At 67.2% G+C, this 22861-nt stretch carries 19 protein-coding genes; 15 read left to right on the top strand and 4 right to left on the bottom strand.

Translation table 11 applies throughout. From position 1 onward, the window contains the following. Positions 1–283 precede the first annotated feature (283 nt). From rpsB to OB895_RS03210, 9 genes are all read left to right on the top strand, one after another. A complete protein-coding gene (rpsB, locus tag OB895_RS03250; RefSeq protein WP_042536769.1) occupies positions 284–1225 on the top strand; it encodes a 30S ribosomal protein S2 in 942 nt (313 codons plus the stop codon). 44 nt (positions 1226–1269) lie between these two features. Further along, positions 1270–2097, top strand: coding sequence for a translation elongation factor Ts (gene tsf / locus OB895_RS03245; RefSeq protein WP_311879030.1), 828 nt, complete (start codon positions 1270–1272; stop codon positions 2095–2097). Positions 2098–2187: 90 nt separating this feature from the next. Next, complete coding sequence (pyrH, locus tag OB895_RS03240; RefSeq protein ID WP_042536766.1) at positions 2188–2904, top strand: UMP kinase; 717 nt, start codon at positions 2188–2190, stop codon at positions 2902–2904. Positions 2905–2970: 66 nt separating this feature from the next. Continuing rightward, complete coding sequence (frr, locus tag OB895_RS03235; RefSeq protein ID WP_042536765.1) at positions 2971–3525, top strand: ribosome recycling factor; 555 nt, start codon at positions 2971–2973, stop codon at positions 3523–3525. A 5-nt stretch (positions 3526–3530) separates the two neighbouring features. Then, positions 3531–4670, top strand: a complete 1140-nt coding sequence (locus OB895_RS03230) for a phosphatidate cytidylyltransferase (RefSeq protein WP_194286027.1) — start codon at positions 3531–3533, stop codon at positions 4668–4670. Then, positions 4670–5254 carry a DivIVA domain-containing protein gene (locus tag OB895_RS03225; RefSeq protein WP_042536764.1) on the top strand — a complete coding sequence of 195 codons (585 nt, stop codon included), beginning with the start codon at positions 4670–4672 and terminating at the stop codon, positions 5252–5254. Before OB895_RS03230 ends, OB895_RS03225 begins: the two co-directional genes overlap by 1 nt. Before the next feature lie 66 nt (positions 5255–5320). Further along, entirely contained in the window at positions 5321–5986 is a 666-nt protein-coding gene (locus OB895_RS03220; RefSeq protein ID WP_079112749.1) for an aggregation-promoting factor C-terminal-like domain-containing protein, read from the top strand. A 9-nt stretch (positions 5987–5995) separates the two neighbouring features. Beyond that, positions 5996–6283 carry an Rv1322 family protein gene (locus OB895_RS03215; protein WP_311879029.1) on the top strand — a complete coding sequence of 96 codons (288 nt, stop codon included), beginning with the start codon at positions 5996–5998 and terminating at the stop codon, positions 6281–6283. Between the two features lie 2 nt (positions 6284–6285). Continuing rightward, positions 6286–6999, top strand: coding sequence for an alpha/beta hydrolase (locus tag OB895_RS03210; protein ID WP_311879903.1), 714 nt, complete (start codon positions 6286–6288; stop codon positions 6997–6999). Here OB895_RS03210 and OB895_RS03205 read toward each other — a convergent pair. After that, positions 6996–8057 carry an AI-2E family transporter gene (locus tag OB895_RS03205; RefSeq protein ID WP_311879028.1) on the bottom strand — a complete coding sequence of 354 codons (1062 nt, stop codon included), beginning with the start codon at positions 8055–8057 and terminating at the stop codon, positions 6996–6998. The genes OB895_RS03210 and OB895_RS03205 overlap by 4 nt on opposite strands. Positions 8058–8237: 180 nt before the next feature. Here OB895_RS03205 and OB895_RS03200 point away from each other — a divergent pair, with 180 nt between their 5' ends. Further along, on the top strand, positions 8238–10259 hold the full coding sequence (locus OB895_RS03200; protein ID WP_311879026.1) for a DUF8094 domain-containing protein: 2022 nt from the start codon (positions 8238–8240) through the stop codon (positions 10257–10259). Continuing rightward, positions 10256–11182 carry a tetratricopeptide repeat protein gene (locus tag OB895_RS03195; RefSeq protein ID WP_079112753.1) on the top strand — a complete coding sequence of 309 codons (927 nt, stop codon included), beginning with the start codon at positions 10256–10258 and terminating at the stop codon, positions 11180–11182. Before OB895_RS03200 ends, OB895_RS03195 begins: the two co-directional genes overlap by 4 nt. A gap of 46 nt (positions 11183–11228) precedes the next feature. Here OB895_RS03195 and glgB read toward each other — a convergent pair whose 3' ends face one another. The 3 genes from glgB to glgX all read right to left on the bottom strand — a co-directional run bounded on the left by glgB (position 11229) and on the right by glgX (position 17642). Beyond that, the gene (glgB, locus tag OB895_RS03190) at positions 11229–13433 is read right to left on the bottom strand and encodes a 1,4-alpha-glucan branching protein GlgB (RefSeq protein ID WP_042536756.1); all 2205 of its coding nucleotides are present in this window, start codon (positions 13431–13433) and stop codon (positions 11229–11231) included. Continuing rightward, positions 13430–15493, bottom strand: coding sequence for an alpha-1,4-glucan--maltose-1-phosphate maltosyltransferase (locus tag OB895_RS03185; protein WP_052492804.1), 2064 nt, complete (start codon positions 15491–15493; stop codon positions 13430–13432). The genes glgB and OB895_RS03185 overlap by 4 nt, the downstream gene beginning before the upstream one ends. A gap of 76 nt (positions 15494–15569) precedes the next feature. Next, positions 15570–17642: a glycogen debranching protein GlgX gene (gene glgX / locus OB895_RS03180; RefSeq protein ID WP_311879020.1), complete on the bottom strand. Its 2073-nt coding sequence runs from the start codon at positions 17640–17642 to the stop codon at positions 15570–15572. 95 nt (positions 17643–17737) lie between these two features. Between glgX and OB895_RS03175 the strand changes: the two genes are divergently transcribed. Genes OB895_RS03175 through OB895_RS03160 form a run of 4 tightly spaced genes read left to right on the top strand, consistent with a single transcriptional unit; the run spans position 17738 to position 22860 of the window. Next, the gene (locus tag OB895_RS03175) at positions 17738–18913 is read left to right on the top strand and encodes a cysteine desulfurase family protein (protein ID WP_042536752.1); all 1176 of its coding nucleotides are present in this window, start codon (positions 17738–17740) and stop codon (positions 18911–18913) included. A 9-nt stretch (positions 18914–18922) separates the two neighbouring features. Continuing rightward, the gene (mnmA, locus tag OB895_RS03170) at positions 18923–20020 is read left to right on the top strand and encodes a tRNA 2-thiouridine(34) synthase MnmA (RefSeq protein ID WP_079112757.1); all 1098 of its coding nucleotides are present in this window, start codon (positions 18923–18925) and stop codon (positions 20018–20020) included. Between the two features lie 42 nt (positions 20021–20062). Continuing rightward, positions 20063–22378, top strand: coding sequence for an NAD-dependent DNA ligase LigA (gene ligA / locus OB895_RS03165; RefSeq protein WP_079112758.1), 2316 nt, complete (start codon positions 20063–20065; stop codon positions 22376–22378). Then, positions 22375–22860, top strand: a complete 486-nt coding sequence (locus OB895_RS03160) for a hypothetical protein (protein ID WP_079112759.1) — start codon at positions 22375–22377, stop codon at positions 22858–22860. The genes ligA and OB895_RS03160 overlap by 4 nt, the downstream gene beginning before the upstream one ends. The last annotated feature ends 1 nt before the right edge of the window (position 22861 follow it).

Raw genomic sequence — 22861 nt, 5'->3', positions numbered from 1 at the left:
GCGATTGGCTCTCCGTCGGACTGACGCCTGCGCGGAGCGCGTGCAGAATGCCCGAAACAGGCGCGATGTGCAGGGTGAGTGAGGCCCGCGCATCCTGTATGCTGAGGAGGCACCTCGATCTCGGGGTGACTACGCGTGCCCAGAGCGACTTCAGTCGTGGCATCCACTCCCACAGGTCCTGTTTCCACTCAGGCGGGGGTGCGCCGGGCACCAGGAAGTTCGATCATCCGATCGACTTGACAACCTCAACGGCGCATATCCGCGCCAGAACAAGGAGACGACCATGGCTGTGGTCACCATCCGCCAGCTGCTCGACAGCGGCGTGCACTTCGGACACCAGACGCGTCGGTGGAACCCGAAGGTCAAGCGCTTCATCCTCACCGAGCGCAGCGGCATCCACATCATCGACCTGCAGCAGTCGCTCGGGTACATCGACAAGGCCTACGACTTCGTCAAGGAGACCGTCGCGCACGGCGGCACGATCCTCTTCGTCGGCACCAAGAAGCAGGCGCAGGAGATCCTCGCCGAGCAGGCGACCCGCGTGGGCCAGCCCTACGTCAACCAGCGCTGGCTCGGTGGACTCCTCACGAACTTCCAGACGATCGCGAAGCGTCTCGCCCGTATGAAGGAGCTCGAGGAGCTCGACTACGAGAACCCGTCCGCTTCGGGCTTCACGAAGAAGGAGCTCCTTCTCAAGAAGCGCGAGCTCGACAAGCTGCACAAGTCGCTCGGGGGTATCCGCAACCTCACCAAGACGCCGTCCGCCCTCTGGGTCGTCGACGCCAAGCGTGAGCACCTCGCCATCGACGAGGCGAAGAAGCTCGGCATCCCGGTGATCGGCATCCTCGACACCAACGCCGACCCCGACGACTTCCAGTACCCGATCCCCGGCAACGACGACGCGATCCGCTCGGTCTCGCTGCTCACCCGCATCATCGCGGACGCCGCGGCTGAGGGTCTCCAGCAGAAGCACAACCCCGAGACGGGCGACGCTGAGCCGCTCGCCGACTGGGAGAAGGAGCTTCTCGAGGCCCCCGTTCAGGAGTCCGCTGATGCCGCCGCCGTCGAGACGCCCGCCGATGAGGCTGCCGTCGTCGAGACGCCCGCCGCTGACGAGACCGCTGCCGACGAGGCCGGTGCCGAGGCGCACGACGAGGCCATCGCCGACGCTTCGGGCGAGGAGACCGCTGAGGTCGCCGACGCCGAGGCTGCAGACGCCAAGTAATTCCGCGACCACCACACACATCACGAAGCAAGGAGCCACCACACATGGCCAACTTCACCATCGCCGATCTCAAGGCGCTCCGTGAACAGCTCGGCACGGGAATGGTCGACACCAAGAAGGCGCTCGAGGAGGCTGACGGCAACGTCGAGAAGGCCACCGAGATCCTGCGTCTCAAGGGTGCCAAGGGCAACGCGAAGCGCGCTGACCGCTCTACCAGCGAGGGCCTCATCGTCGCTCGCGAGCAGGACGGCGCAGTGACGCTGATCGAGCTCGCCTGCGAGACGGACTTCGTCGCGAAGAACGAGCGCTTCATCTCGCTGGCCGACAAGGTCGCCGACGCTGTCGCAGCTGTCAAGGCCGATTCGGTCGAGGCCGCACTCGCCGCCCAGGCGGGCGACAAGAGCGTCGAGCAGGTCATCTCGGAAGAGGCCGCGATCATCGGCGAGAAGGTCGAGCTGCGCCGCGTGCGCACGATCTCGGGCGACAAGGTCGAGGTCTACCTGCACCGCACGAGCAAGGACCTGCCTCCGCAGATCGGTGTCGTCGTCGCCTACACGGGTGATGACGCCGAGACTGCCCGCAGCATCGCGCAGCACATCTCGTTCGCGAACCCGTCTTACCTCTCCCGCGAGGACGTTCCGTCCGACGCCGTGGAGAAGGAGCGCCAGATCGTGACCGAGATCTCTCGCAACGAGGGCAAGCCGGAGGCGGCGCTGCCCAAGATCGTCGAGGGCCGTGTCTCCGCGTTCATCAAGCAGGTCGCCCTGCTCGAGCAGGACTACGCGAAGGACAGCAAGCTGTCCGTCGCCCAGGTGGCGAAGGACGCCGGTATCACCGTGACGGACTTCGCGCGCTTCAAGGTCGGCGCGTAACACCGTCGAAGGGGTTCGGATCAACGCGATCCGAACCCCTTCTTCATGCCCAGAAGGCACTATCTTGAATCGGGACGAGAGGATCACCCCATGACCGAACGCACAGGACGCCGTCGCGTCCTTCTCAAGCTCTCCGGTGAGGCGTTCGGCGCCGGCCAGCTCGGCGTCAACCCCGACATCGTCAGTCAGATCGCACGTGACATCGCCGCGGCGGTCGATCGGGTCGAGGTCGCCATCGTCGTCGGCGGTGGCAACTTCTTCCGCGGAGCGGAGCTCAGCCAGCGCGGGATGGATCGCGGGCGAGCCGACTACATGGGAATGCTCGGCACGGTCATGAACGCCCTGGCCCTTCAGGACTTCCTCGAGCAGGCGGGTGCGCCCACCCGTGTGCAGTCGGCCATCTCCATGACCCAGGTCGCTGAGCCGTACATTCCGCTCCGCGCCGAGCGGCACATGGAGAAGGGCCGTGTGGTCATCTTCGGCGCAGGTGCCGGATTGCCGTACTTCTCCACCGATACGGTCGCCGCACAGCGCGCGCTCGAGATCGGCGCGCAGGAAGTCCTCGTCGCCAAGAACGGCGTGGACGCGATCTACACCGCCGACCCGAACAAGCACGCCGATGCGGAGCGCATCGAGCGCGTCACGTATCGCGACGCCCTTCAGCGCGGACTCAAGGTGGTCGACTCCACGGCATTCAGTCTCTGCATGGACAACAACATGGACATGCGCGTGTTCGGCATGGAACCTGCCGGCAACGTCACGCGTGCGCTTCTGGGAGAGCCGATCGGCACTCTCGTCACTGCCTGAGCGCCTGACGGTGCTCACGGGTCACGCCCGATAGAATTTCAGAACACCCCGACGATAGGAGTCACCGTGATCGCGGATGTCCTCGCTGAAACCACTTCCCGTATGGCACGAGCGGTCGAGGCCGCCAAGGAGGACTTCTCCACGGTGCGCACCGGTCGCGCCAACCCGCAGCTGTTCCAGAAGGTGCTCGTCGACTACTACGGCACGCCCACGCCGCTCGCTCAGCTCGCCTCGCTGGCGAACCAGGAGGCGCGTACGCTCATCATCACGCCCTACGACAAGTCGGCTCTGAAGGGCATCGAGCAGGCGATTCGGGACATGCCGAACCTCGGCGCGAACCCCACGAACGACGGCAACCTCGTTCGCGTGACCATGCCGGAGCTCACGGCTGAGCGTCGCAAGGAGTACGTCAAGCTGGTCAAGACCAAGGCCGAAGACGCCAAGGTGCATGTGCGCGGTATCCGTCGCAAGGCGAAGGACGAACTCGACGGTCTCAAGAGCGAACTCGGCGAAGACGAGATCGCCCGGGCAGAAAAGGAACTCGACGCCCTCACGCGCCAGCACGTCGATCTCATCGACGACGCACTCAAGCGCAAAGAGGCTGAACTCCTCGAGGTATAGGCGGCATGTCCGACGAACGCACTGATGACGGCGCCGACAAGCCGCAGACGCGCCGCGAGGCGCGCGACTCGTCGACCTCGACCGGCGCCATCCCGCTGGTCGACGGCGCCCTCGTGGCGTTCGACGGGACGAGCATCCCGCCACGACCACCCCTCCCTGCCGACGAACGTGCGATGACGGAGTCCGCATTGGACACGGCTGAACACAATGCGATCAGAGAGCAGTGGCGGGCGAAGCGCGACGAGTTCGGAACGCATGTCACTCATGCGCGAGGTCAGCTCGACCAGGCGAACGAGCGCATCAAGGAGCGGACGGGCCGCGACCTGATCCTCGCGACCCTGATCGGGCTCGCGTTCGGCGCTGCGCTGCTCGCGTCGTTGTTGTTCATCAAGGTCCTCTTCGTGCCGTTCGCACTGGCTGCCGCGTTGCTCGGCGTCTACGAGCTCTCGCTGGCGTTGCGTGCATCGGGGCGGCGGATCGATGTGATCCCGCAGTTCATCGCCGCGACTCTGCTCGTGCTGTCGGCGTTCTTCCTCGACCTGTGGTTCGTCTGGGTCATGCTGTTCTTCGCCGTCGCATTCGTGATCGTCTGGCGACTGGTCGGCCAGATGATCGCCAAGGACGGCAGAACCTACGGCGATGTGCTGACGGATGCGGTCATCGGCGGATTCGTCCAGATCTACGTGCCGTTCCTCGCGGCCGTCGCACTGATCCTGCTCAAGCAGGAGGGGGGTCAGTGGTGGGTCCTGAGCTTCATCGCGATCGCCGTCGTGGCCGACACCGGTGCGTATGCCGCAGGGCTCGCGTTCGGGCGGCACCCCATGGCGCCGAAGATCAGCCCCAAGAAGACCTGGGAGGGCTTCGGCGGAGCTGTCGTGGGTTCGATCACAGCCGGCGTGCTTCTCGCGCTCTTCCTGCTCGACCTGCCGTGGTGGACCGGCGTGATCTTCGGCGTGGCGATCCTCCTGTCTGCGACGCTGGGCGATCTCGGCGAGTCCATGCTCAAGCGTGATCTCGGGATCAAGGACATGAGCTCCTGGCTTCCTGGGCACGGGGGGCTCCTCGACCGGCTCGACAGCATCCTGCCGTCGACGATTCCCGCACTGTGCCTGTATTTCCTCTTCTCCTCCTGGGTGGTGCTGTGATGCTCTCCGACGACGTACAGACTGCGGACGCCGCGAAGCAGGAGCCGCCCGCGTTCTCGTTGACCACGGGGCGAGTGCGCGGCTATCACCGTGCCGCGGTCGACACGTTTCTCGCGGCCGCCAGGGCGGCTTTCGAGGGAGATGCCGACGACCTCAGCGCAGCCGACGTCCGCGTGGCATCCTTTCCGCTCGTCAAGAACGGCTACGTCGTGGCTGAGGTCGACGCGGCACTCGGGCGCGTGGAGGATGCACTGGCGGCGCGTGCGCGCGACCGGGTCGTCCGTTCGCAGGGCGCAGGGGCGTGGGTGGAGCAGGCCCGAGGTGAAGCCCAGGTCATCCTCGACCACCTCGCGCGTCCGAAGCGGCAGCGTTTCGCACGTACGGGCATTCTCACCTTCGGCTACCGGATCGATGAGGTAGACCATGTCGGCACCCGGATCGCCCGTTATCTGCGGGACGGCGAGCCGCTGACGGCCGAGCAGCTGCGCTCGGCCGCGTTCCGCATGCAGCGCGGAGGGTATCGAGAAGAGCAGGTCGACGCACTGCTCGACGCGACCGTCGACGTGATCCTGGCTGTTCGCTGAGCGTTCCGATGGCCGACTCGTGCCTCACCGGGTAGACTGCCACTCATCGTGAACTCCCGAAACGACATGACACCTCATCGAAAAGACGTCACGCCTGTGCCCGCATCGGCGACTCTTTCGGCGCGCACCGGCAGTCGCCGACGAGGCGTCGCGGGATTCTTCAGCGGCCTCGCGGTCGTCGGCTTCGCTGCGGCCATGGTGGCACCGACCGGTGTCGCACTCGCTCAGCAACCCGAAGAGGTAGCCCCGGAGTCGGCATACTCGGCGGCGCTCGGCGATACGCAGAATCTCACTGTCACGGCAGAGGGCGCGGCGATCGCTCCCGTTCAGCGAGGGACGTTCTCGGTCTACGTCACGCCCAAGCCGACGCCGACACCGACGCCGACCACTGCCTCCGAGGGATCCTCCGGTTCGTCGAAGCCCGGCCCAAGCGGTCCTCTCTTCTACACCGGCGGGGGAGCCCCTGCCGAGTGGATGGCGGCAGCGGGCATCGCGGAGTCCGATTGGGGCTACGTCGATTACATCGTCTCCCGCGAGAGCGGGTGGAACCCGAACGCGACGAACAAGTCCTCGGGTGCGTGCGGTCTCGTTCAGGCGCTGCCCTGCAGCAAGGTTCCCGGCAACGGCTACGATCCGGTCGACAACCTGCGCTGGGCGACGGGATACGCCACGGGCCGATACGGCAGCTGGGCCGGCGCTCACGCCTTCTGGACGAACAACCACTGGTGGTGAGCCGGCGTCATGGCCCGCTCTCGCAGACGCCGTCCGGCGCGCCCTGACACCGACGACTCGCTCGATCGTCTCCTCGCGTCATGGAAGCGCACGGAAGTGCGTCGCGGCTCGGAGTGGACCGTGCAGCCCGTGTCGGCGACGCAGGCTCTGAAGGAGTACATCTGCCCCGGATGCGGGCGCATCGTCGCGCCGGGAACGGCCCACCTCGTTGTCTGGCGAGCAGACGGGGTTCTCGGCGATGCCGCCGATCTCGCCGCCCGACGGCATTGGCACACACACTGTTGGAGGATTGCATGAGCATGGAGATCCGTGGACCGATCGAGTTGCCGGCGCTGCGCGAGGACATCGTCTTGGAGACCGCTGATGACCTGACGCTTGTCGGCGAGTTGGCGATGCCCGAGTCATCCGCACCTGCGGCCACCCTGGTCACGCTGCACCCGCTTCCGACGGCCGGCGGCTTCATGGACTCGCACATCATCCGCAAGGCCGCCGCGCGGCTGCCGGCGCTGGCCGATCTCGCAGTGCTGCGATTCAACACCCGGGGCACGACCTCACCCCGTGGCACCAGCGGTGGCGCGTTTGACGGGGGAGCAGCAGAGCAATTCGACGTCGCAGCGGCGATGGAGTTCGTGCGTGAGCGAGGTCTTCCTCGCCCATGGCTCCTCGGCTGGTCGTTCGGCACCGAGCTCGCCCTGAAGTACGGGCGGGAGCACGACGTCGAAGGCATCATCCTGCTCTCTCCGCCGCTCCACCGGGCGACGGATTCCGACGTCGCGGCGTGGGCGGGCGTCGATGTCGAAGTGGTGGTGCTCGTTCCCGAGCTCGACGACTACCTTCGCCCGGCCGAAGCGCGAGAGCGCTTCGCAGCGATCCCTCACGCGAAGCTGATCGCCGTCGAGGGCGGCAAGCACCTCTGGGTGGGGGAGAGCCAGACGCGACGCGTCCTGACCGAGATCGTCGCTGCGGTGAATCCGGCGGCTCTCCCGCTGCCGACCGAATGGTCCGCCGTCTAGAGCTCGTTCATCCGGGGGATCAGCACCTGTCGGTAGAGGATCAGGATGCTGGCCGCCACGGGGATCGCGATCAGCGCACCGAGCAGGCCCAGCAGACTGCCACCGGCCAGCGCCGCCACGACGACGACCGCGCCCGGTACCGACACGGCGCGGCTCATGATTCGCGGGGAGATGATGTACGCCTCGATCTGCATGTAGATGAGGTAGTAGATGGCCGCGGCGATCGCTGTCGCCGGAGAGCCGAGTCCGGGGATCAGGCACACGAGGACGATGATCGTCGACCCCGTCAGAGTGCCGACGAGCGGAATCAGCGAGAAGAAGAAGGCCGCGACGGCGAGCACGGCGGGGAACGGCGCGTCGATGATCGTGAGGAAGATCATGCTCAGTACGCCGTTGATGACGCCCTGGGTGACCTGCCCCATGACGTAGTAGCCGACCGAATCGGTGATCTGTTCGGCCAGGTCGATGAACCGCTCGCGCTTCGACGCGGGGGCGAGCTGATAGACCGCGCGCTTGAGCGACGGTGTGGAGGCGGTGAGGTAGATCGTGAGGATGAGGATGATGAACGCGCCGAACAGCCCGCTCACCACGGCGCCGCCGGCCGCGAGGACGCTCTGGCCGATCGACCCGCCGATCTGGGCGAGGTTCGTCTCGAGCCAGTTCGTGACGTACGCGAAGACCTCGTCGACCTTGAGATTGGGGAAGGTGTCGACCATCCACTGGCGCAGGTCGGAAAGGAATGTGCCTCGCTGGACGATGGCCGTGATCTCGGCGATGAGCTGTGAGATCTGATCGACGAGCACCGGGATGACGATCAGGATGATGCCCGCGAACACGCCGAGAACCGCGAGGATGGTGATGAGCACGGCGAGCCAGCGGGGGAGCCGTCTGCGTTCGAGGAACGAGACGAGCGGGTCGAGACCGAGGCTGAGGAAGAGCGCTGTTCCGACGTAGAGCAGCACCGTCGAGAGGCTCTCCACGCTGCCGATCAGCAGGATGCCCAACCCCACGCCGAGCGTCGCCACGAGAGCGGTACGGAACGGGTTGTGGATCTTCATCGGTGCTCCTCGGAAGGTGGGACCCTGCAAGCGTATCCACCGCACCGCGACTGGCCGCGACGACGTGCCGCACGCGACTCCGGCGCCCCCCTCGTGGGCAACACACAGCTGATTTCGCTAGTCTGAAACGTCGAGTGTTGCGACTCGGGCATGCGTCCGGGCCGTGTGAGGAGACTATTCGTGCGTTTCGTATGGGCCGTCGTGGCCTTCGTGCTGGCTGCGGGACTGATCGCTGCGGGCATCGCGCAGCGAACCATCTTCATGGGTCCGTCGACCCAGGAGGTCTCAGTCGCTGTGGAAGAACCCGCCCCCTATGTGCTGCTGGACGGCGACGTCCTGCGCGAGCACCCGGGCTCTCAGACGCTGCTCGTGCGGGGTGAAGGTGAGATCTTCGCGGCATACGGTCGGACGGCCGACATGGAGGCATGGCTGGCCGACGCCTCGTACAACCACGTGACCGCCGGCAAGGGTGGCGAGCTCGAGGCCGAGCTGATTGCCGCCGGAGCCGCGGCCGACGGCGATGACACCCCGACCCCGGCACCGACCGAGAGCCCCGCTCCCGCGGAGACTCCGGTTCCTTCCGCGACTCCGACCGAGGGCGGCGCGGCCGCAGAGCCGGGACGCAATCCGGCGGGCTCCGATCTCTGGCTGGATTCGTTCACCGAGACCGACGCTCTCATCGTCGACAAGATGCAGCTCCCCGAAGGAGTCAGTCTGATCATCGCGTACGACGGCACCGCAGACGCTCCCGACGACATCGTGATCTCGCGGCCGCTCGACACGTCGACGCCGCTCGCGGGACCGCTCATGGCCGCAGGCGCGGCCCTGCTCCTCGTCGGTCTCGTGCTCTATGTCCTCGCAATCCGTCACCAGCGCCGCGGGCGAGGTCCGCGGCGCAAGGGCCCCGGACCCCTCCCGGCGACCGAGCCGATCGATGTGGCTCAGCTGCCGCCCTCGGAACGCGCGGTGATCGAGAGCTCGGCGCCCGCACCCGGCGATGCGGATGAGGCCTCTGGGGGTGCGCCCGCTGAGGGCCCGGACACGGCGGGAGTGGGCCGCGAAGGCGCGGATGACGCGGCTGGCGAGCGCAGCTCCGACCGCGATCGGAAGACCGAGAGGCGTGCGACGACCACCGACCGCAGACGCCGCCTGCTCGCCCTGCCCGCGCTCGCGGTGACGGCCCTGCTCGCGAGCGGTTGCTCGCCCGACTCCTGGCCGCAGTTCGGAGAAGGGACACCGTCACCGTCGCCCAGTGCGACCGTGATCGCCCCGGAGAACCAGAAACCGCCGGCCGTGACCGAGGCGCAGGCGAGACGGATCCTGCAGGAGGTGTCGACGACCCTCTCGGACGCGGACGCGGCGATGGACATCGCTCTCGCCGGGACCCGGCTCGATGGTCCGGCGCTGACGGCTCGGACGACCGAGTACGCGCTGCGGACCGCTCTTCCGGAAACCCCGGTGCCTGCCGCGATCCCGACGGATGACGTCGAGGTCGTGCTGCCCGAAGCCACCGACCGTTGGCCGCGCACGGTTCTGCTGCTCTCGAAGAACGCGGGCGACGACACCGTGCCGCCCGTGATCCTCACCATGACTCAGCAGGACCCGTGGTCGAACTACAAGGTGACGAACATGGCCGAGATGTCGGCGGACGCAGTCTTCCCCGAGGTGGCCGCACCGTGGCTCGGTACCTCACTCGTGCCGGACGACTCCGCGTTCCTCAGCATCCCGCCGAGTGAGCTCGCCACCACATTCGCCGACATCGTCGACGCGGGAGAGACCAGCGCCTCCTACGGGCTGTTCGACGAGATATCTCAGAAACTCGCCCAGTCGATTCGCGACAGCCGCCAGGCCGTCGTGCAGAACCTCGCGGACAATGGTGCCGCCGAGACCTCGCAGACGGCGTTCGACATCGTCCCGGCGGATTCCGCACCGGTCTCGATGGCCACGCTCGACAGCGGCGCGATCGTGGCGGTCTCGCTCGTCGACACGGAGTCGGTGACGCCGACGTCGGCGGACGCCGTGATCCGCTTCGGCGACAACGCGCAGGCGAAGGCCCTGACGGGCGTGTCCGAGTCCGCCAAGGGTGTGACGACCAAGTACGAATTCCAACTGTTCTTCTCGGTTCCCTCCCAGGGGTCGACCGAGCAGATCCGTCTCCTGGCTGTCCGACAGGACCTTCTCTCCGTCGAGGTGATCAAATGACCGATATCTCTCCCGCCGCGCTCCGCGGAGCTGTCGACCTCTCTTCTCTGCGAAACCGCCCTGCAGCACCGGCGGCAGGCGCGCAGAGTCCCGCTACCGGGACTGACATCGTGGTCGATGCGACCGATGAGTCGTTCGGCCAGATCCTGGAGCTCTCTCGCACGGTGCCGGTCGTCGTCGACCTCTGGGCGGAATGGTGCGGCCCGTGCAAGCAGCTGAGCCCGATCATCGAGAAGGTGGCGCGCGAACTCGGCGGCAAGGTCTTGCTCGCCAAGGTCGACGTCGATGCGAACCCCCAACTCGCTCAGGGGTTTCGTGCGCAGTCGATCCCGATGGTCGTCGCACTCATCGCCGGCCAGCCAGTCCCGATGTTCACGGGTGCGGTTCCCGAGCAGCAGGTCAGAGAGGTCTTCGCGCAGCTGCTCCAGCTCGCGGCTCAGAACGGTGTGACGGGCACATTGAATGTCGGCGAGGCCTCCGAGGGGCAGGAGGCTCCGGAGGAACCGCCGATGCCGCCGCTGCACGCCGAGGCATTCGCTGCCATCGAGGCGGGCGACTACGCTGCGGCGATCGTGGCGTATGAGAAGGCTCTCGCAGAGAATCCTCGCGATGAGGATGCGATCGCGGGCCTGGGCCAGGTTCGTCTGCTCGACCGTGTGCAGCATCTCGACCTGCAGGATGCGCGGGCTGCCGCTGCGGCCCAGCCACGAGATGTCCAGGCGCAGTTCGACGTCGCCGACCTCGACCTCGCCGGTGGTCACGTCGAGGATGCGTTCGGACGGCTGCTCGACCTCTTCGCTCAGCTTCCCTCAGACGAGCGGACGCCGGTCAGAGAGCGTCTGATCGAGCTCTTCGGACTGATCGGCGCTGCGGACCCTCGCGTCATCACCGCGCGCAACAGGCTTTCCTCGCTGCTCTTCTGACGCTGTGCTGCGGCTGAGCGGCCCGATGCCGGTCAGCCGCAGCCGCTCAGCCGTGACTGATCGTGGGTACGTGAGGCTCGCCCTCGTGGCGCAGCCAGATGGTGGACAGCGCGGGAATCGTCAGGGTCGCCACGGCAGGTCCGTCATCGTCGGAGTGCGCGACGACCATGCCGAGGTTGCCCGATCCTCGACCGCCGTATTCTGACGCATCCGTGTTGAGGATCTCCTGCCACACGCCTGCGATGGGCAGAGCGAGGCGGTGGCCGCTGCGCTCCACGCCGGCGAAGTTGCTGATCACGACGACACGGCCACCGTGGGCGTCACGGCGTTCGAAGGCGATCACGTTCGGGTCCCAGCTGGGAGCGCCGAGACGCGCGAACGACGAGCCGTCGTTGTCTCGCTCCCAGAGGGGCGCCTGGGCACGGTAAGTGCGGTTGAGCTGGCCGACGAAACTCTGCAGCTGCGCATGCGATGGCTGGTCCAGCAGCCACCAGTCGAGTTCGCGGGATTCGGACCACTCCGCGAGCTGCCCGAACTCCTGCCCCATGAACAGGAGCTTCTTCCCGGGGTGCCCCCACATGTATGCCAGGTACGCGCGGACGTTCGCGAGCTTGTGCCAGTGGTCGCCCGGCATCTTCGCGAGAAGACTGCCCTTGCCATGCACGACCTCGTCGTGGCTGATCGGCAGCAGATAGTTCTCACCGAACGCGTAGACGAAGGAGAAGGTCATCTCGCCTTCGTGGTGCGCGCGGTACATCGGGTCGCGTTCGATGTACTGGAGCGAGTCGTTCATCCAGCCCATGTTCCATTTGAACCCGAAGCCGAGTCCGGCGTGATCGGTCGGTGCGGTGACGCCGGGGAAGCTCGTCGACTCCTCCGCGATCATCAGCACGCCGGGGTGAAGGCGATAGGCGGTCGCATTCACCTCCTGCAGGAAGCGGATCGCCTCGAGGTTCTCCCTGCCTCCGTGGATGTTCGGTTCCCACTCGCCCTCGTTGCGGGAGTAGTCGAGATAGAGCATCGAGGCGACTGCGTCGACCCGCAGACCATCTACATGGAACTCGCTCAGCCAGAAGAGGGCGTTGGCGACCAGGAAGCCGCGCACCTCGGGGCGACCGTAGTCGAAGATGAGGGTTCCCCAGTCCTGGTGCTCGCCGCGCCGAGGGTCGGGGTGCTCGTAGAGAGGCTGGCCGTCGAACTTCGCGAGGGCGAAGGCGTCTTTGGGGAAGTGCCCGGGCACCCAGTCCATGATCACGCCGATCCCGGCCTGGTGCAGTCGATCGATCAGGTATCGCAGATCATCGGGGCTGCCGAAACGACTCGTCGCCGCGTAGTACCCGCTCACCTGATAGCCCCAGGAGCCACCGAAGGGGTGCTCCGCGAGCGGCATGAACTCGACGTGCGTGAAACCGGCCTCGTTGACATGGGCGATGAGCGGCTCTGCGGCGTCGCGGTAGCTCAGGCCTCCGCGCCAGGATCCGAGGTGCACCTCATAGACCGACAACGGCTGCGCGACCGCATGGGTCGCGGCACGGCGGGTCATCCATGCGCCGTCCGACCAGTCGTAGGTCGACTGCGTGATCACCGATGCGGTCTCGGGGGGGATCTGCGCCGCCTGCGCCATCGGGTCGGCCTTGAAGATCCATGACCCTCCGCGGGTGCGGATCTCGTACTTGTAGGTCGTTCCGATCGCGAGATCCGGGATGAACAGCTCCCAGATGCCGCTCACGCCCATCGAGCGCATCGCGTGTGCTTCGCCGTTCCAGCCGTTGTGCTCGCCCGCCACTCGAACCGCTGTCGCGTTGGGTGCCCACACGGCGAACGCGACGCCGGTCTCGCCTCCCACGGTCTGTGCATGAGCTCCCAGCACCTGCCAGAGCCGCTCATGTCGCCCTTCTGCGATCAGATGCAGGTCGACGTCGCCGAGGGTGGGCAGGTGGCGGTAGGGGTCGCCGGAGATCGTCTCGTCGTCGTCGCCGTACGCGGTGGCGATCCGATACGGAACCGGGGCTCCGTCGTGCTGCGCCTCCCAGATACCGTGCGCGACGTGGTCGAGCTCGAGTCGGCTCCCGTCCCGGAAGACCGCCGCGACCGAGGAGGCGAGAGGACGACGGGCGCGGATCACCGTGACGGTGCGATCGCTCGCGTCGGTGAACGGGTGCGAGCCGAGCACGGCGTGCGGGTCGTGGTGGGCACCGGCCGCCACCGCCGCCCAGTCCGATGACGTAGCTGCATCCTCGACGTAGCTCATGATCGTCTCCTCACCTTCAGTATGTGCACCGGTTCGGCGAAGGCGTCGAGGCGCACGTAGTTGTGATCGGCCCAGGTCCAGACGGCACCGGTCAGCAGGTCCTCCACCTCGAACTGCTCGCCCAGGGGCACACCCCAGATCGTGGTGTCGAGATGCACTGTGGTCTCGCGAACGGAATGCGGATCGACGTTGGCGATCACGAGGAGCGTGTCGGATTCGCCGGTGCCGGTGAAGGCCGCATCGAGGTGCTTGCTGTAGACGAGCACGGAGTCGTCATCGCTCCAGTGCACGGCGAGATTGCGGAGCTGTCGCAGAGCCGGGTGCGCGCGACGGATCGCGTTCAGACGGCGCAGGAGGGGCGCCAACGAGTCGCCGGCCTCCTCCGCACCCTCCCAGTCACGGAACTTGAACTCGTACTTCTCGTTGTCGATGTTCTCCTCGGAACCGGGGCGCGCGACATTCTCGAAGAGTTCGTAGCCCGCGTAGACCCCGTACACGGGAGCAGCTGTCGCCGCGATGCATGCCCGGATCCGGTATGCCGCGCGTCCGCCGAACTGCAGGTACTCGGTGAGGATGTCATGCGTGTTCACGAAGAGGTTCGGTCGCATGTAGTCGCTGGTCTCGTGCGCGACGCTGGTGAGGAACTCCTCGAGCTCCGCCTTGGTGTTGCGCCAGGTGAAGTAGCTGTAGCTCTGCTGAAACCCCACGGCAGCGAGCGCGCGCATCACGGCAGGGCGCGTGAACGCCTCGGCGAGGAAGATCACGTCCGGGTCCTGGGCATTCACCGTGGCGATGAGCCACTCCCAGAACTGCAGCGGCTTCGTGTGCGGATTGTCGACCCGGAAGATCTTGACGCCCTCGCGCACCCAGTGCTGCACGATGCGCAGCATCTCCTGGTAGATGCCGGCAGGGTCGTTGTCGAAGTTCAGGGGGTAGATGTCCTGGTACTTCTTCGGAGGGTTCTCTGCGTATGCGATGGTGCCGTCGGGGAGGGTCGTGAACCACTCCGGGTGCTCATCGACCCAGGGGTGGTCCGGAGAGGCCTGCAGCGCGAGATCGAGAGCGACCTCCAGACCCTCGTTCTTCGCGGCTCGCACGAACGCGCGGAAGTCGGCGGGCTTGCCGAGCTCGGGGTGGATCGCGTCGTGTCCGCCGTCGGCAGAGCCGATCGCATACGGCGAACCCGGGTCCCCTGGTTCGGTCGTCAGTGTGTTGTTCCGACCCTTGCGGTTCGTCGTCCCGATCGGATGGACGGGCACCAGATAGATGACGTCGAATCCCATCGCGGCGACCGCGGGAAGGCGTTTGGCGGCCGTCCTGAACGTTCCGCTCTTGACAGTGCCGTCTTTGAGATGCTTCGCTCCCTCTGAGCGGGGGAAGAACTCGTACCATGCGCCGACGCCCGCTGCAGTCCGCTCGACCAGCAGCGTGTGCACAGCTGACGCGGAACGCAGTGTCGTGAGCGGCCGGTCCCGGAAGAATCCCGCGAGCTCGGGATCGGTCGAGGCAGCGGTCGTCGTCGCCGCATCGCCGCCGGCCAGCGCTGCGGCGATGTCTCTGAGACGTCGGCGCTGAGCGGCGGGACGGTCCTTCTCGGCCGCTGCGCGCGTGAGCAGCTCGGCGCCGAGCGCCGCCATCACCGGTACATCGACGCCAACGGCGACCTTCACCTCGGCGGCATGCGCCCAGGTCGCGAAGTCATCGGAGAACGCCTCGAAGCGGAACGACCAGCGACCCTGAAGGTCGATCGCGATCTCGGCACCCCAGCGATCGGTCCCGTCCAGGAAAGGGGTCAGGCGGTGAAGCGTCTCCTCGCCGTCGGGTGAGGTCAGCCGGAGCTGCACGCCGATGAGGTCGTGCCCTTCGCGGAAGGCGACCACGCTGAACGGCACCACTTCGCCGACGAAGGCCTTGGGTGCGAAACCGCCTGGCACGGCGGGGGTGCCGCCGACCAAAGGGATGCGAGTCGCGACGAGCCCGTCGCCGTCCGAGACGGGCCCCAACGGGCGCGACGGGATCTGTGCGGGGCTTCGGAGAGCCTTCGGACTGGTGCTGCTCATTCGTGCGGCCACCTCCCGAATGTACCGCTCCGGACGGTGAGCGGGTAGCTCGCGGAAGGCACCGGCGCGCCGCCCGTCATTCCACGCGGAAGAGTCGCATGGAGGTGCCGGGGATGGGCAGGATGTCGCCCGGGGCGAACACTTCGCCACCGGCATCCGGGCGCTCGTCGGCACTCGACCACAGCGAGACGAAGCGCGTCGCATCCTCGAGTTCCTCCGGGAGGCGCACGTCGATGGGCGACTCCGTGCCGTGCACGATGAGGAGGATCCGGTTGGCCGCCTCACGGTCGGGTGTCGAGGCCGCGACGTACTGGAGCGTTCGGTTACCGGGGTCCGTCCACTGCTCGCTCTCCATCGTCTCGCCGTTCTGGTCGAACCAGTCCATGACCGAGGCGTTGGGGATGTGCTCGCCGAGTCGGGCGTATCGGCTCGGGCGCAGGGCGGGGTTCTCCGAACGGAGCTGGATCAGTCGAGCGACGTGCGCGCGCAGGTCTTCCTGCCACGGCTCCGCGTCCCATCCGAGCCATGTCAGCGACGAATCCTGCGCATAGGCGTTGTTGTTGCCGCGCTGGGTGCGCCCGACCTCGTCGCCTGCGGTGAGCATCGGGATGCCCGCAGACAGCAGCAGGGTGCCGAGCAGGTTGCGCATCGCTTTTCGACGGGCGGCGAGGATGGTCGGGTCGTCGGTCGGCCCCTCGATGCCATGGTTGAACGCACGGTTCATGTCGGCACCGTCGCGGTTCTGCTCGCCGTTCGCCTCGTTGTGCTTGACGTCGTACGACACGAGGTCGTGCAGCGTGAACCCGTCGTGCGCCGTGACGAAGTTGATGCTCGCGAGCGAGCCCCGCTCGGCGGCGAAGGTGTTCGAGGAGCCGGCGAGACGCGTGGCGAAGCCGCCGATGCCGACCGGGGCGGAGGCACGACGCGCGTAATCGATGTCGCTCAGCCAGAAGTTCCGCACCCGGTCGCGGTAGCGGTCGTTCCACTCCATCCAGCCGTTCGGGAAGTTGCCCGTCTGCCACCCGCCCATGCCGACGTCCCACGGCTCCGCGATGAGCTTGGTCTCGCTGAGGATCGGATCGTTGGCGATCGCGGTGAGCAGCGGATGCTCCGGTGTGTAGGTGTGCGAGTCGTCGCGCGCGATCGCGGCGGCGAGGTCGAACCGGAACCCGTCGATCTGCATCTCCTGCGCCCAGTAGCGCAGCGAGTCGAGCACGAGTCGCGCGCCGGCATCGCTCGAGGTGTCGAGCGTGTTGCCGCACCCCGTCGTGTCGATGTACGCGCCGGACGCGTCCTGTCGGTAGTAGCTCGCGTTGTCGATGCCGCGAAGACTCGAGCGAGGACCGCCGAGGCCCTCCTCAGACGTGTGGTTGTACACGACGTCCAGGATGACCTCGAGTCCGGCTTCGTGCAGCAGTCGCACCATGCCCTTGAACTCGGCGAGAACGGCCTCAGGGCCGCCCTTGCGGGCATCTTCTGTCGCGTAGGCGTTGTGCGGCGTGAAGAAGTTGAGGGTGTTGTACCCCCAGTAGTTGGTGAGGCCGCGCTCGAGCAACCGCGGCTCCGGCACGAAGGCCTGAACGGGAAGCAGCTCGATCGAGGTGATGCCGAGAGAGTGGAAGTACTCGATCATGGCCGGGTGCGCGAGCCCGGCATAGGTGCCGTGCAGAGCAGGCGGCACGTCGGGCTGGCGTTTGGTCAGACCCTTCAGGTGCCCCTCGTAGATCACGGTCCGGTCGAGCGGGATCCGCGGCTTGACGGACTCTCCCCAGTCGAACCCGTCGACGATCACGACGGAGCGCCACTCCTCGTAGCCGTCGCCCTGCGCGAGACCACGGGCATAGGGATCGAGCAGGAGGGTCTCGGGGTTGAACGTGTTGCCCGGACCGTGCGGCCCTCCTACGCGGATCGCGTACCGGGTTCCCGGCTGGAGCAGCTCCGTGGTCACTTCCCAGATGCCGCCGGGAAGGCGGGCGAGGTCGGCCTGATCGATCACCCAGTCGAGGTCGGTGGCATCGAAGACGACGAGCTCGATGGAGGACGCGTTCTGCGACCAGACGCGGAGGGTTCCGACGCCGTCGTGAAGGCGCACACCGAGGTTGTCGAGTGCAGTACCGCCGGGCACGGTGATGTCTCGGATCGCGGGCATGAATACACACTAGAGGTCTGCACTCGGGTCTCAGGACCGCATGCACTCAGTTCCATGTGCACGCCACCACCGGGAAAATGGGGGAGAGTGGAGGAATGCGGCACTATCTCGACCACGCGGCCACGACACCCCTGCGCCCTGAGGCGCGGGATGCATGGCTCGATGCGAGCGAGATGGTCGGGAACGCATCGTCGACCCACGGCGCGGGGCAGGATGCGAGGCGCCTGCTCGAGGAGGCGCGCGAGCGCTCAGCTGCAGTGCTCGACTGCGATCCCATCGAGGTCGTCTTCACCTCGGGCGGCACGGAGTCGATCAATCTCGCGCTGCAGGGACTCTGGCAGGCGCGGCCCGTGGGGACGGATGCGATCGTGATGCCGGAGGCCGAGCATCACGCGACCGTGGACACGATCGAGGCTCTGGTCGCAGCGGGAGCGGTCCTGCGCGCTGTACCGGTATTTCGCACGGCGGCGATCGACGGGCGAGTGTTCGCCGACCAGCTTCCCGGAGCAGCGTTGGCAACCGCCCTGGTCGCCAACAACGAGGCGGGGACGATCAACGACGCCGCTGAGCTCGCCTCGTCGGCCGCGCAGGCTCTCGTGCCCCTTCACCTCGATGCGGTGTCGGCGCTCGGTCATCTCCCACTGTCCTTCCGAGGGCTGAGAGGCGATGCCCCGGATGCGCTGGGGCTGGTCGCGATGAGCGTCGCAGGACACAAGATCGGAGCGCCGGTCGGTGTCGGCGCGTTGGTCGTCGCTCGCACCGCTCGGCTCTCGGCGCTCCTTCGCGGTGGCGCGCAGCAGAGAGGGCTCCGCGCCGGGACGCAGGATGTGGCGGGCGCAGCCGCGTTCGCCACCGCGCTCGAACTCGCGGAGTCCGAGCGGGAGTCGGAGACGACTCGACTCGCAGCGATGCGCGACCGGCTGGTCGACGGCATCCTGACACGAGTGCCGCAGGCTGAGCTGCTCGGCGACAGTTCGCGACGCCTCCCCGGCAACGCCCACATTCTCTTCCCCGGTGCGGTGGGGGAGAGCCTGCTCTTCCTGCTCGATACGGCAGGGATCGCCGCGTCGACCGGATCGGCGTGCCAGGCAGGAGTCGCAGAGCCGTCGCATGTGGTGATGGCGATGGGGCGCAGCGAGCAGGATGCCCGCAGCGTGCTCCGGTTCTCGCTGGGCCGCACCTCCACAGACGCCGACATCGACGCGGTTCTCGCCGCTATCGCCGACGCCTATGCGAGAGCGTCCGGCTCCGGCTCGGCTGCGCGCTCGTAGACTGGTTCCATGAGGATTCTTGCGGCCATGAGTGGCGGAGTGGACTCCGCAGTCGCGGCCGCGAGGGCCGTGGAGGCGGGGCACGACGTCGTTGGAGTGCATCTCGCGCTCTCCCGGGCGGGCGGCACCCTGCGCACCGGGAGCCGGGGCTGCTGCACCATCGAGGACGCTCTCGACGCCAGACGCGCAGCAGATCTCCTCGGCATCCCCTTCTACGTCTGGGACTTCTCCGAGCGGTTCCGCGAAGACGTGATCGCCGACTTCGTGTCGGAGTACCAGGCGGGGCGCACTCCCAATCCGTGCATGCGATGCAACGAGAAGATCAAGTTCGCCGCCCTGCTCGATCGAGCGATCGAGCTCGGCTTCGATGCCGTCTGCACGGGACACTATGCGACGCTGATCCCCACGGATGCCGGCCTCGAGCTGCACAGGGCTGCGGACAACGCGAAGGATCAGTCCTACGTGCTGGGTGTGCTGACGGCCGACCAGCTCGCGCACACCTATTTCCCGCTCGGAACCACGCCGTCCAAGGCCGTCGTGCGTGCGGAAGCCGAAGCGCGCGGTCTGAGCGTGGCGCAGAAGCCCGACAGCCACGACATCTGCTTCATCCCTGACGGCGACACCCGTGGCTGGCTCGCCGAGAAGGTGGGCACGGCGACAGGCGAGGTCGTCGACCGCAGCGGAGCCGTCGTCGGGTCCCACGAGGGTGCGCACGCGTTCACGGTCGGCCAGCGCCGCGGGCTCAAGCTCGGGGTTCCCGCCGCCGACGGCAAGCCCCGATTCGTGCTCGAGGTGCGCCCGGTCTCGAACACCGTGGTCGTCGGGCCGAAGGAGGCGCTCGCGACGCGCGAGATCTCCGGCGGTCGGTTCAGCTGGGCAGGTGCAGCCCCCGAAGACGCGGAGTTCAGCTGTGACGTGCAGATCCGCGCTCATTCGGAACCGGAACCTGCGAGGGCTTTCGTCTCGGCGGATGAAGTGAGAGTGGTGCCGGATCGCCCCCTCGACGGCGTCGCCCCCGGACAGACTGCTGTGCTGTACGTGGGAACGAGAGTGCTCGGCCAGTTCACGATCGATCGCACGGTGTCGGCCGTGCCTGTCGACGCCTAGACCCGCGCTCGGGATGTCGGTGCTCGCTCGTAGACTGGCGGGGTGCCGGAGAACATCTCGTTGGAAGACGCCCGTATCGAAGCGGACGAGCTGACCACTCGCATCCTCGAGGCGAAGGACGCGTACTACGGGCGTGACACCTCGCTCGTCGACGACGCCACGTATGACGGATGGATGCGCCGGCTCGAAGAACTCGAACGGCTGCACCCCGAGCTCCAGGGGCAGGATTCACCCACCCAGATGGTGGGCGCCGCCGAAGCGACGGGTCTGGCGACGATCGAGCACGCCGAGCGGATGCTGAGTCTCGACAATGTGTTCTCGATCGACGAACTGCGGGAGTGGGCAGCGAAGACGCGGGCCTCGGCGGGGCGTGACGTCGACTGGCTCACCGAACTGAAGATCGACGGACTCGCCATCAATCTCCGCTACGAGAACGGCCGGCTGACGTCCGCCGCGACGCGAGGAGATGGGCGCGTCGGGGAGATCGTCACCGAGAACGCGCTGCGACTGCCCGAGATACCGTTCGAGCTCTCGGGCACGGGCCACCCTGCGATCGTCGAGGTCCGCGGCGAGGTGTTCATCCCCGTTGCGGCGTTCGAACGCCTGAACGCGGCGCAGGCGGAGTTCCGCGAGCGTGCCTACGACGACGCGTATGCGCGATGGGAGGCGCGATCGGGTGCGAAGAAGCCTTTCGACGAGGAGAAGGCCCGAACGGCCGCCGCCCGGCGGTTCCCTTCCTTCGCCAACCCGCGGAACGCGGCGAGCGGGGGCCTCCGGCAGCAGATCGACAAGAAGAACGGTCTCGAGCTCGAGGCGGGGATGCTGCGCATCGAATCGCTCGCTCTCTACGTGCACGGCATAGGCGCCTGGCAGAACCCACCCGTCGCAGCGCAGAGCCAGGTGTACGAGCAGCTCGCAGAGTGGGGCCTGCCGACGAGCCCCCACACCAAGGTCTGCACGAGCATCGACGAAGTCGCGGCGTTCGTCGAGTATTTCGGCCAGCACCGGCACGACATCGAGCACGAACTCGACGGCATCGTGGTCAAGGTCGATGAGCTCTCCCTGCACGATGAGCTCGGAGCCACCAGCCGCGCTCCGCGCTGGGCGATCGCCTACAAGTACCCGCCCGAAGAGGTGCAGACGAAACTCCTCGACATCGTCGTATCGGTGGGTCGCACAGGCAGGGCCACGCCGTTCGCGGTGATGGCTCCCGCCCAGGTGGCTGGCTCGGTGGTGAGGCAGGCGACGCTCCACAACAAGGACGTCGTGAAGGCGAAGGGCGTACTCATCGGTGACACCGTCGTGCTGCGTAAAGCGGGCGACGTCATCCCCGAGGTGCTCGGTCCCGTGGTCGACAAGCGCGACGGCACGGAGCGCGAGTTCGTCATGCCCGTGGAGTGCCCCGAGTGCGGCACCCCGCTGCGCCCGATGAAGGAGGGCGACATCGATCTGCGGTGTCCGAATGCGCGATCGTGCCCTGCGCAGGTGCGCGGTCGCGTCGAGCACATCGGATCACGGGGCGCGCTCGACATCGAGGCTCTCGGCGAGGTCACTGCAGCGGCGCTCACCCAGCCGACGTCGCCGGCCGTTCCGCCTCTCGAGACCGAGGCAGGACTCTTCGCGCTCACGCTCGAAGAGATCGTGCCGATCGAGCTGTTCGTCCGCGACGCGGAGACGGGCCTGCCGAAGGAGGACGACGACGGGCTGGTGAAGACACGAGCGCCGTTCCGCCGCAATCCCACGGCCGCAGAGAAGAAGTCCGGCCTCGAGGGGCCGCAGCCGTCGTCGCAGGCCCTCACCCTCCTGGCCGAACTCGAGAAGGCGAAGACGAAGGACCTGTGGCGACTTCTCGTGTCGCTCAACATCCGTCATGTCGGCCCCGTCGCGGCACGAGCGCTCGCGCAGTGGTTCGGCTCGCTCGATGCGATCCGCGCGGCCTCCCGCGACGAGCTCGCTGCGGTCGAGGGGGTCGGCGGCATCATCGCCGACTCGCTGCTCGCGTGGTTCGAAGTCGACTGGCACAGAGAGATCGTGCAGCAGTGGGCCGAGGCCGGGGTCCAGTGGGCGACTCCCGGTCACCCGGGTCCGGGTGCTGCCGTGGTCGAGGGCGGCGTACTCGACGGCCTCACCATCGTCGCGACCGGATCGCTCGACGGGTACACACGCGACGGTGCCCAGGAGGCCATCATCAAGGCGGGCGGCAAGGCCGCGTCGAGCGTGTCGAAGAAGACCGACTTCGTCGCCGCCGGTCCTGGCGCGGGGTCGAAGTTGGGCAAGGCGGAGGAGCTCGGTATCCGCATCCTCGACGCTGCTCAGTTCCACATCCTCGTGACCCAGGGGCCGGACGCGCTCGGATGAAGCGCTACGGGCCGTTGATCGTCGTTCCGGGCGCGCTGGCGGTGGGTGATCCGGGGAGGCATCATCTGCGCCTGACACCCGACGCGGTGCTCTTCCGCGACGGCAGTGAGAATCGCGGCATCGTCCCGTGGATTCAGGTCGAACGAGTGCTGATCGACGTACCCGTGACGAGATTCCGGCTGCCGGGTCTCGCCAGCACGATCGTCATCGGTGCGCTGACGTTCCTCGCCGTCTCCGATCTCGGAATGGACCCGGATGACGGCACAGTCGACGTGCAGATCGACGGAGAATCCACCACCGCACCCTTGAGCCGTCACCATGTCGGCGGATACTGGGCTCCGACAGTCGATGGCGCCCACAGGCTGTTGCAGCACCTCATCGACCACCCGGAGCAGCGATCGCTGCTCGCGCGGCCGGAGTCCCTGCTCGACGTCGCCGCGCGCCTGGCACGCAGCGCGGCGTCGGGAACCTCAGGCGCCTGAC

The organism is Microbacterium forte (assembly GCF_031885415.1).
Classification (GTDB): domain Bacteria; phylum Actinomycetota; class Actinomycetes; order Actinomycetales; family Microbacteriaceae; genus Microbacterium; species Microbacterium forte.
Note: the sequence above shows the minus strand (reverse complement) of the source record. Positions and strands in the feature narration are given on the sequence as shown.

Excerpts from the sequence above, each read along its gene's own strand:
- OB895_RS03205 (WP_311879028.1), bottom strand. The coding sequence starts at position 8,057 with ATGAAGATCCACAACCCGTTCCGTACCGCTCTCGTGGCGACGCTCGGC.
- OB895_RS03195 (WP_079112753.1), top strand. The coding sequence starts at position 10,256 with ATGACCGATATCTCTCCCGCCGCGCTCCGCGGAGCTGTCGACCTCTCT.
- glgX (WP_311879020.1), bottom strand. The coding sequence starts at position 17,642 with ATGCCCGCGATCCGAGACATCACCGTGCCCGGCGGTACTGCACTCGAC.
- pyrH (WP_042536766.1), top strand. The coding sequence starts at position 2,188 with ATGACCGAACGCACAGGACGCCGTCGCGTCCTTCTCAAGCTCTCCGGT.
- OB895_RS03210 (WP_311879903.1), top strand. The coding sequence starts at position 6,286 with ATGGAGATCCGTGGACCGATCGAGTTGCCGGCGCTGCGCGAGGACATC.
- OB895_RS03230 (WP_194286027.1), top strand. The coding sequence starts at position 3,531 with ATGTCCGACGAACGCACTGATGACGGCGCCGACAAGCCGCAGACGCGC.
- OB895_RS03220 (WP_079112749.1), top strand. The coding sequence starts at position 5,321 with ATGACACCTCATCGAAAAGACGTCACGCCTGTGCCCGCATCGGCGACT.
- rpsB (WP_042536769.1), top strand. The coding sequence starts at position 284 with ATGGCTGTGGTCACCATCCGCCAGCTGCTCGACAGCGGCGTGCACTTC.
- OB895_RS03175 (WP_042536752.1), top strand. The coding sequence starts at position 17,738 with ATGCGGCACTATCTCGACCACGCGGCCACGACACCCCTGCGCCCTGAG.
- mnmA (WP_079112757.1), top strand. The coding sequence starts at position 18,923 with ATGAGGATTCTTGCGGCCATGAGTGGCGGAGTGGACTCCGCAGTCGCG.
- tsf (WP_311879030.1), top strand. The coding sequence starts at position 1,270 with ATGGCCAACTTCACCATCGCCGATCTCAAGGCGCTCCGTGAACAGCTC.
- OB895_RS03225 (WP_042536764.1), top strand. The coding sequence starts at position 4,670 with ATGCTCTCCGACGACGTACAGACTGCGGACGCCGCGAAGCAGGAGCCG.
- OB895_RS03185 (WP_052492804.1), bottom strand. The coding sequence starts at position 15,493 with ATGAGCAGCACCAGTCCGAAGGCTCTCCGAAGCCCCGCACAGATCCCG.
- OB895_RS03215 (WP_311879029.1), top strand. The coding sequence starts at position 5,996 with ATGGCCCGCTCTCGCAGACGCCGTCCGGCGCGCCCTGACACCGACGAC.
- glgB (WP_042536756.1), bottom strand. The coding sequence starts at position 13,433 with ATGAGCTACGTCGAGGATGCAGCTACGTCATCGGACTGGGCGGCGGTG.
- OB895_RS03160 (WP_079112759.1), top strand. The coding sequence starts at position 22,375 with ATGAAGCGCTACGGGCCGTTGATCGTCGTTCCGGGCGCGCTGGCGGTG.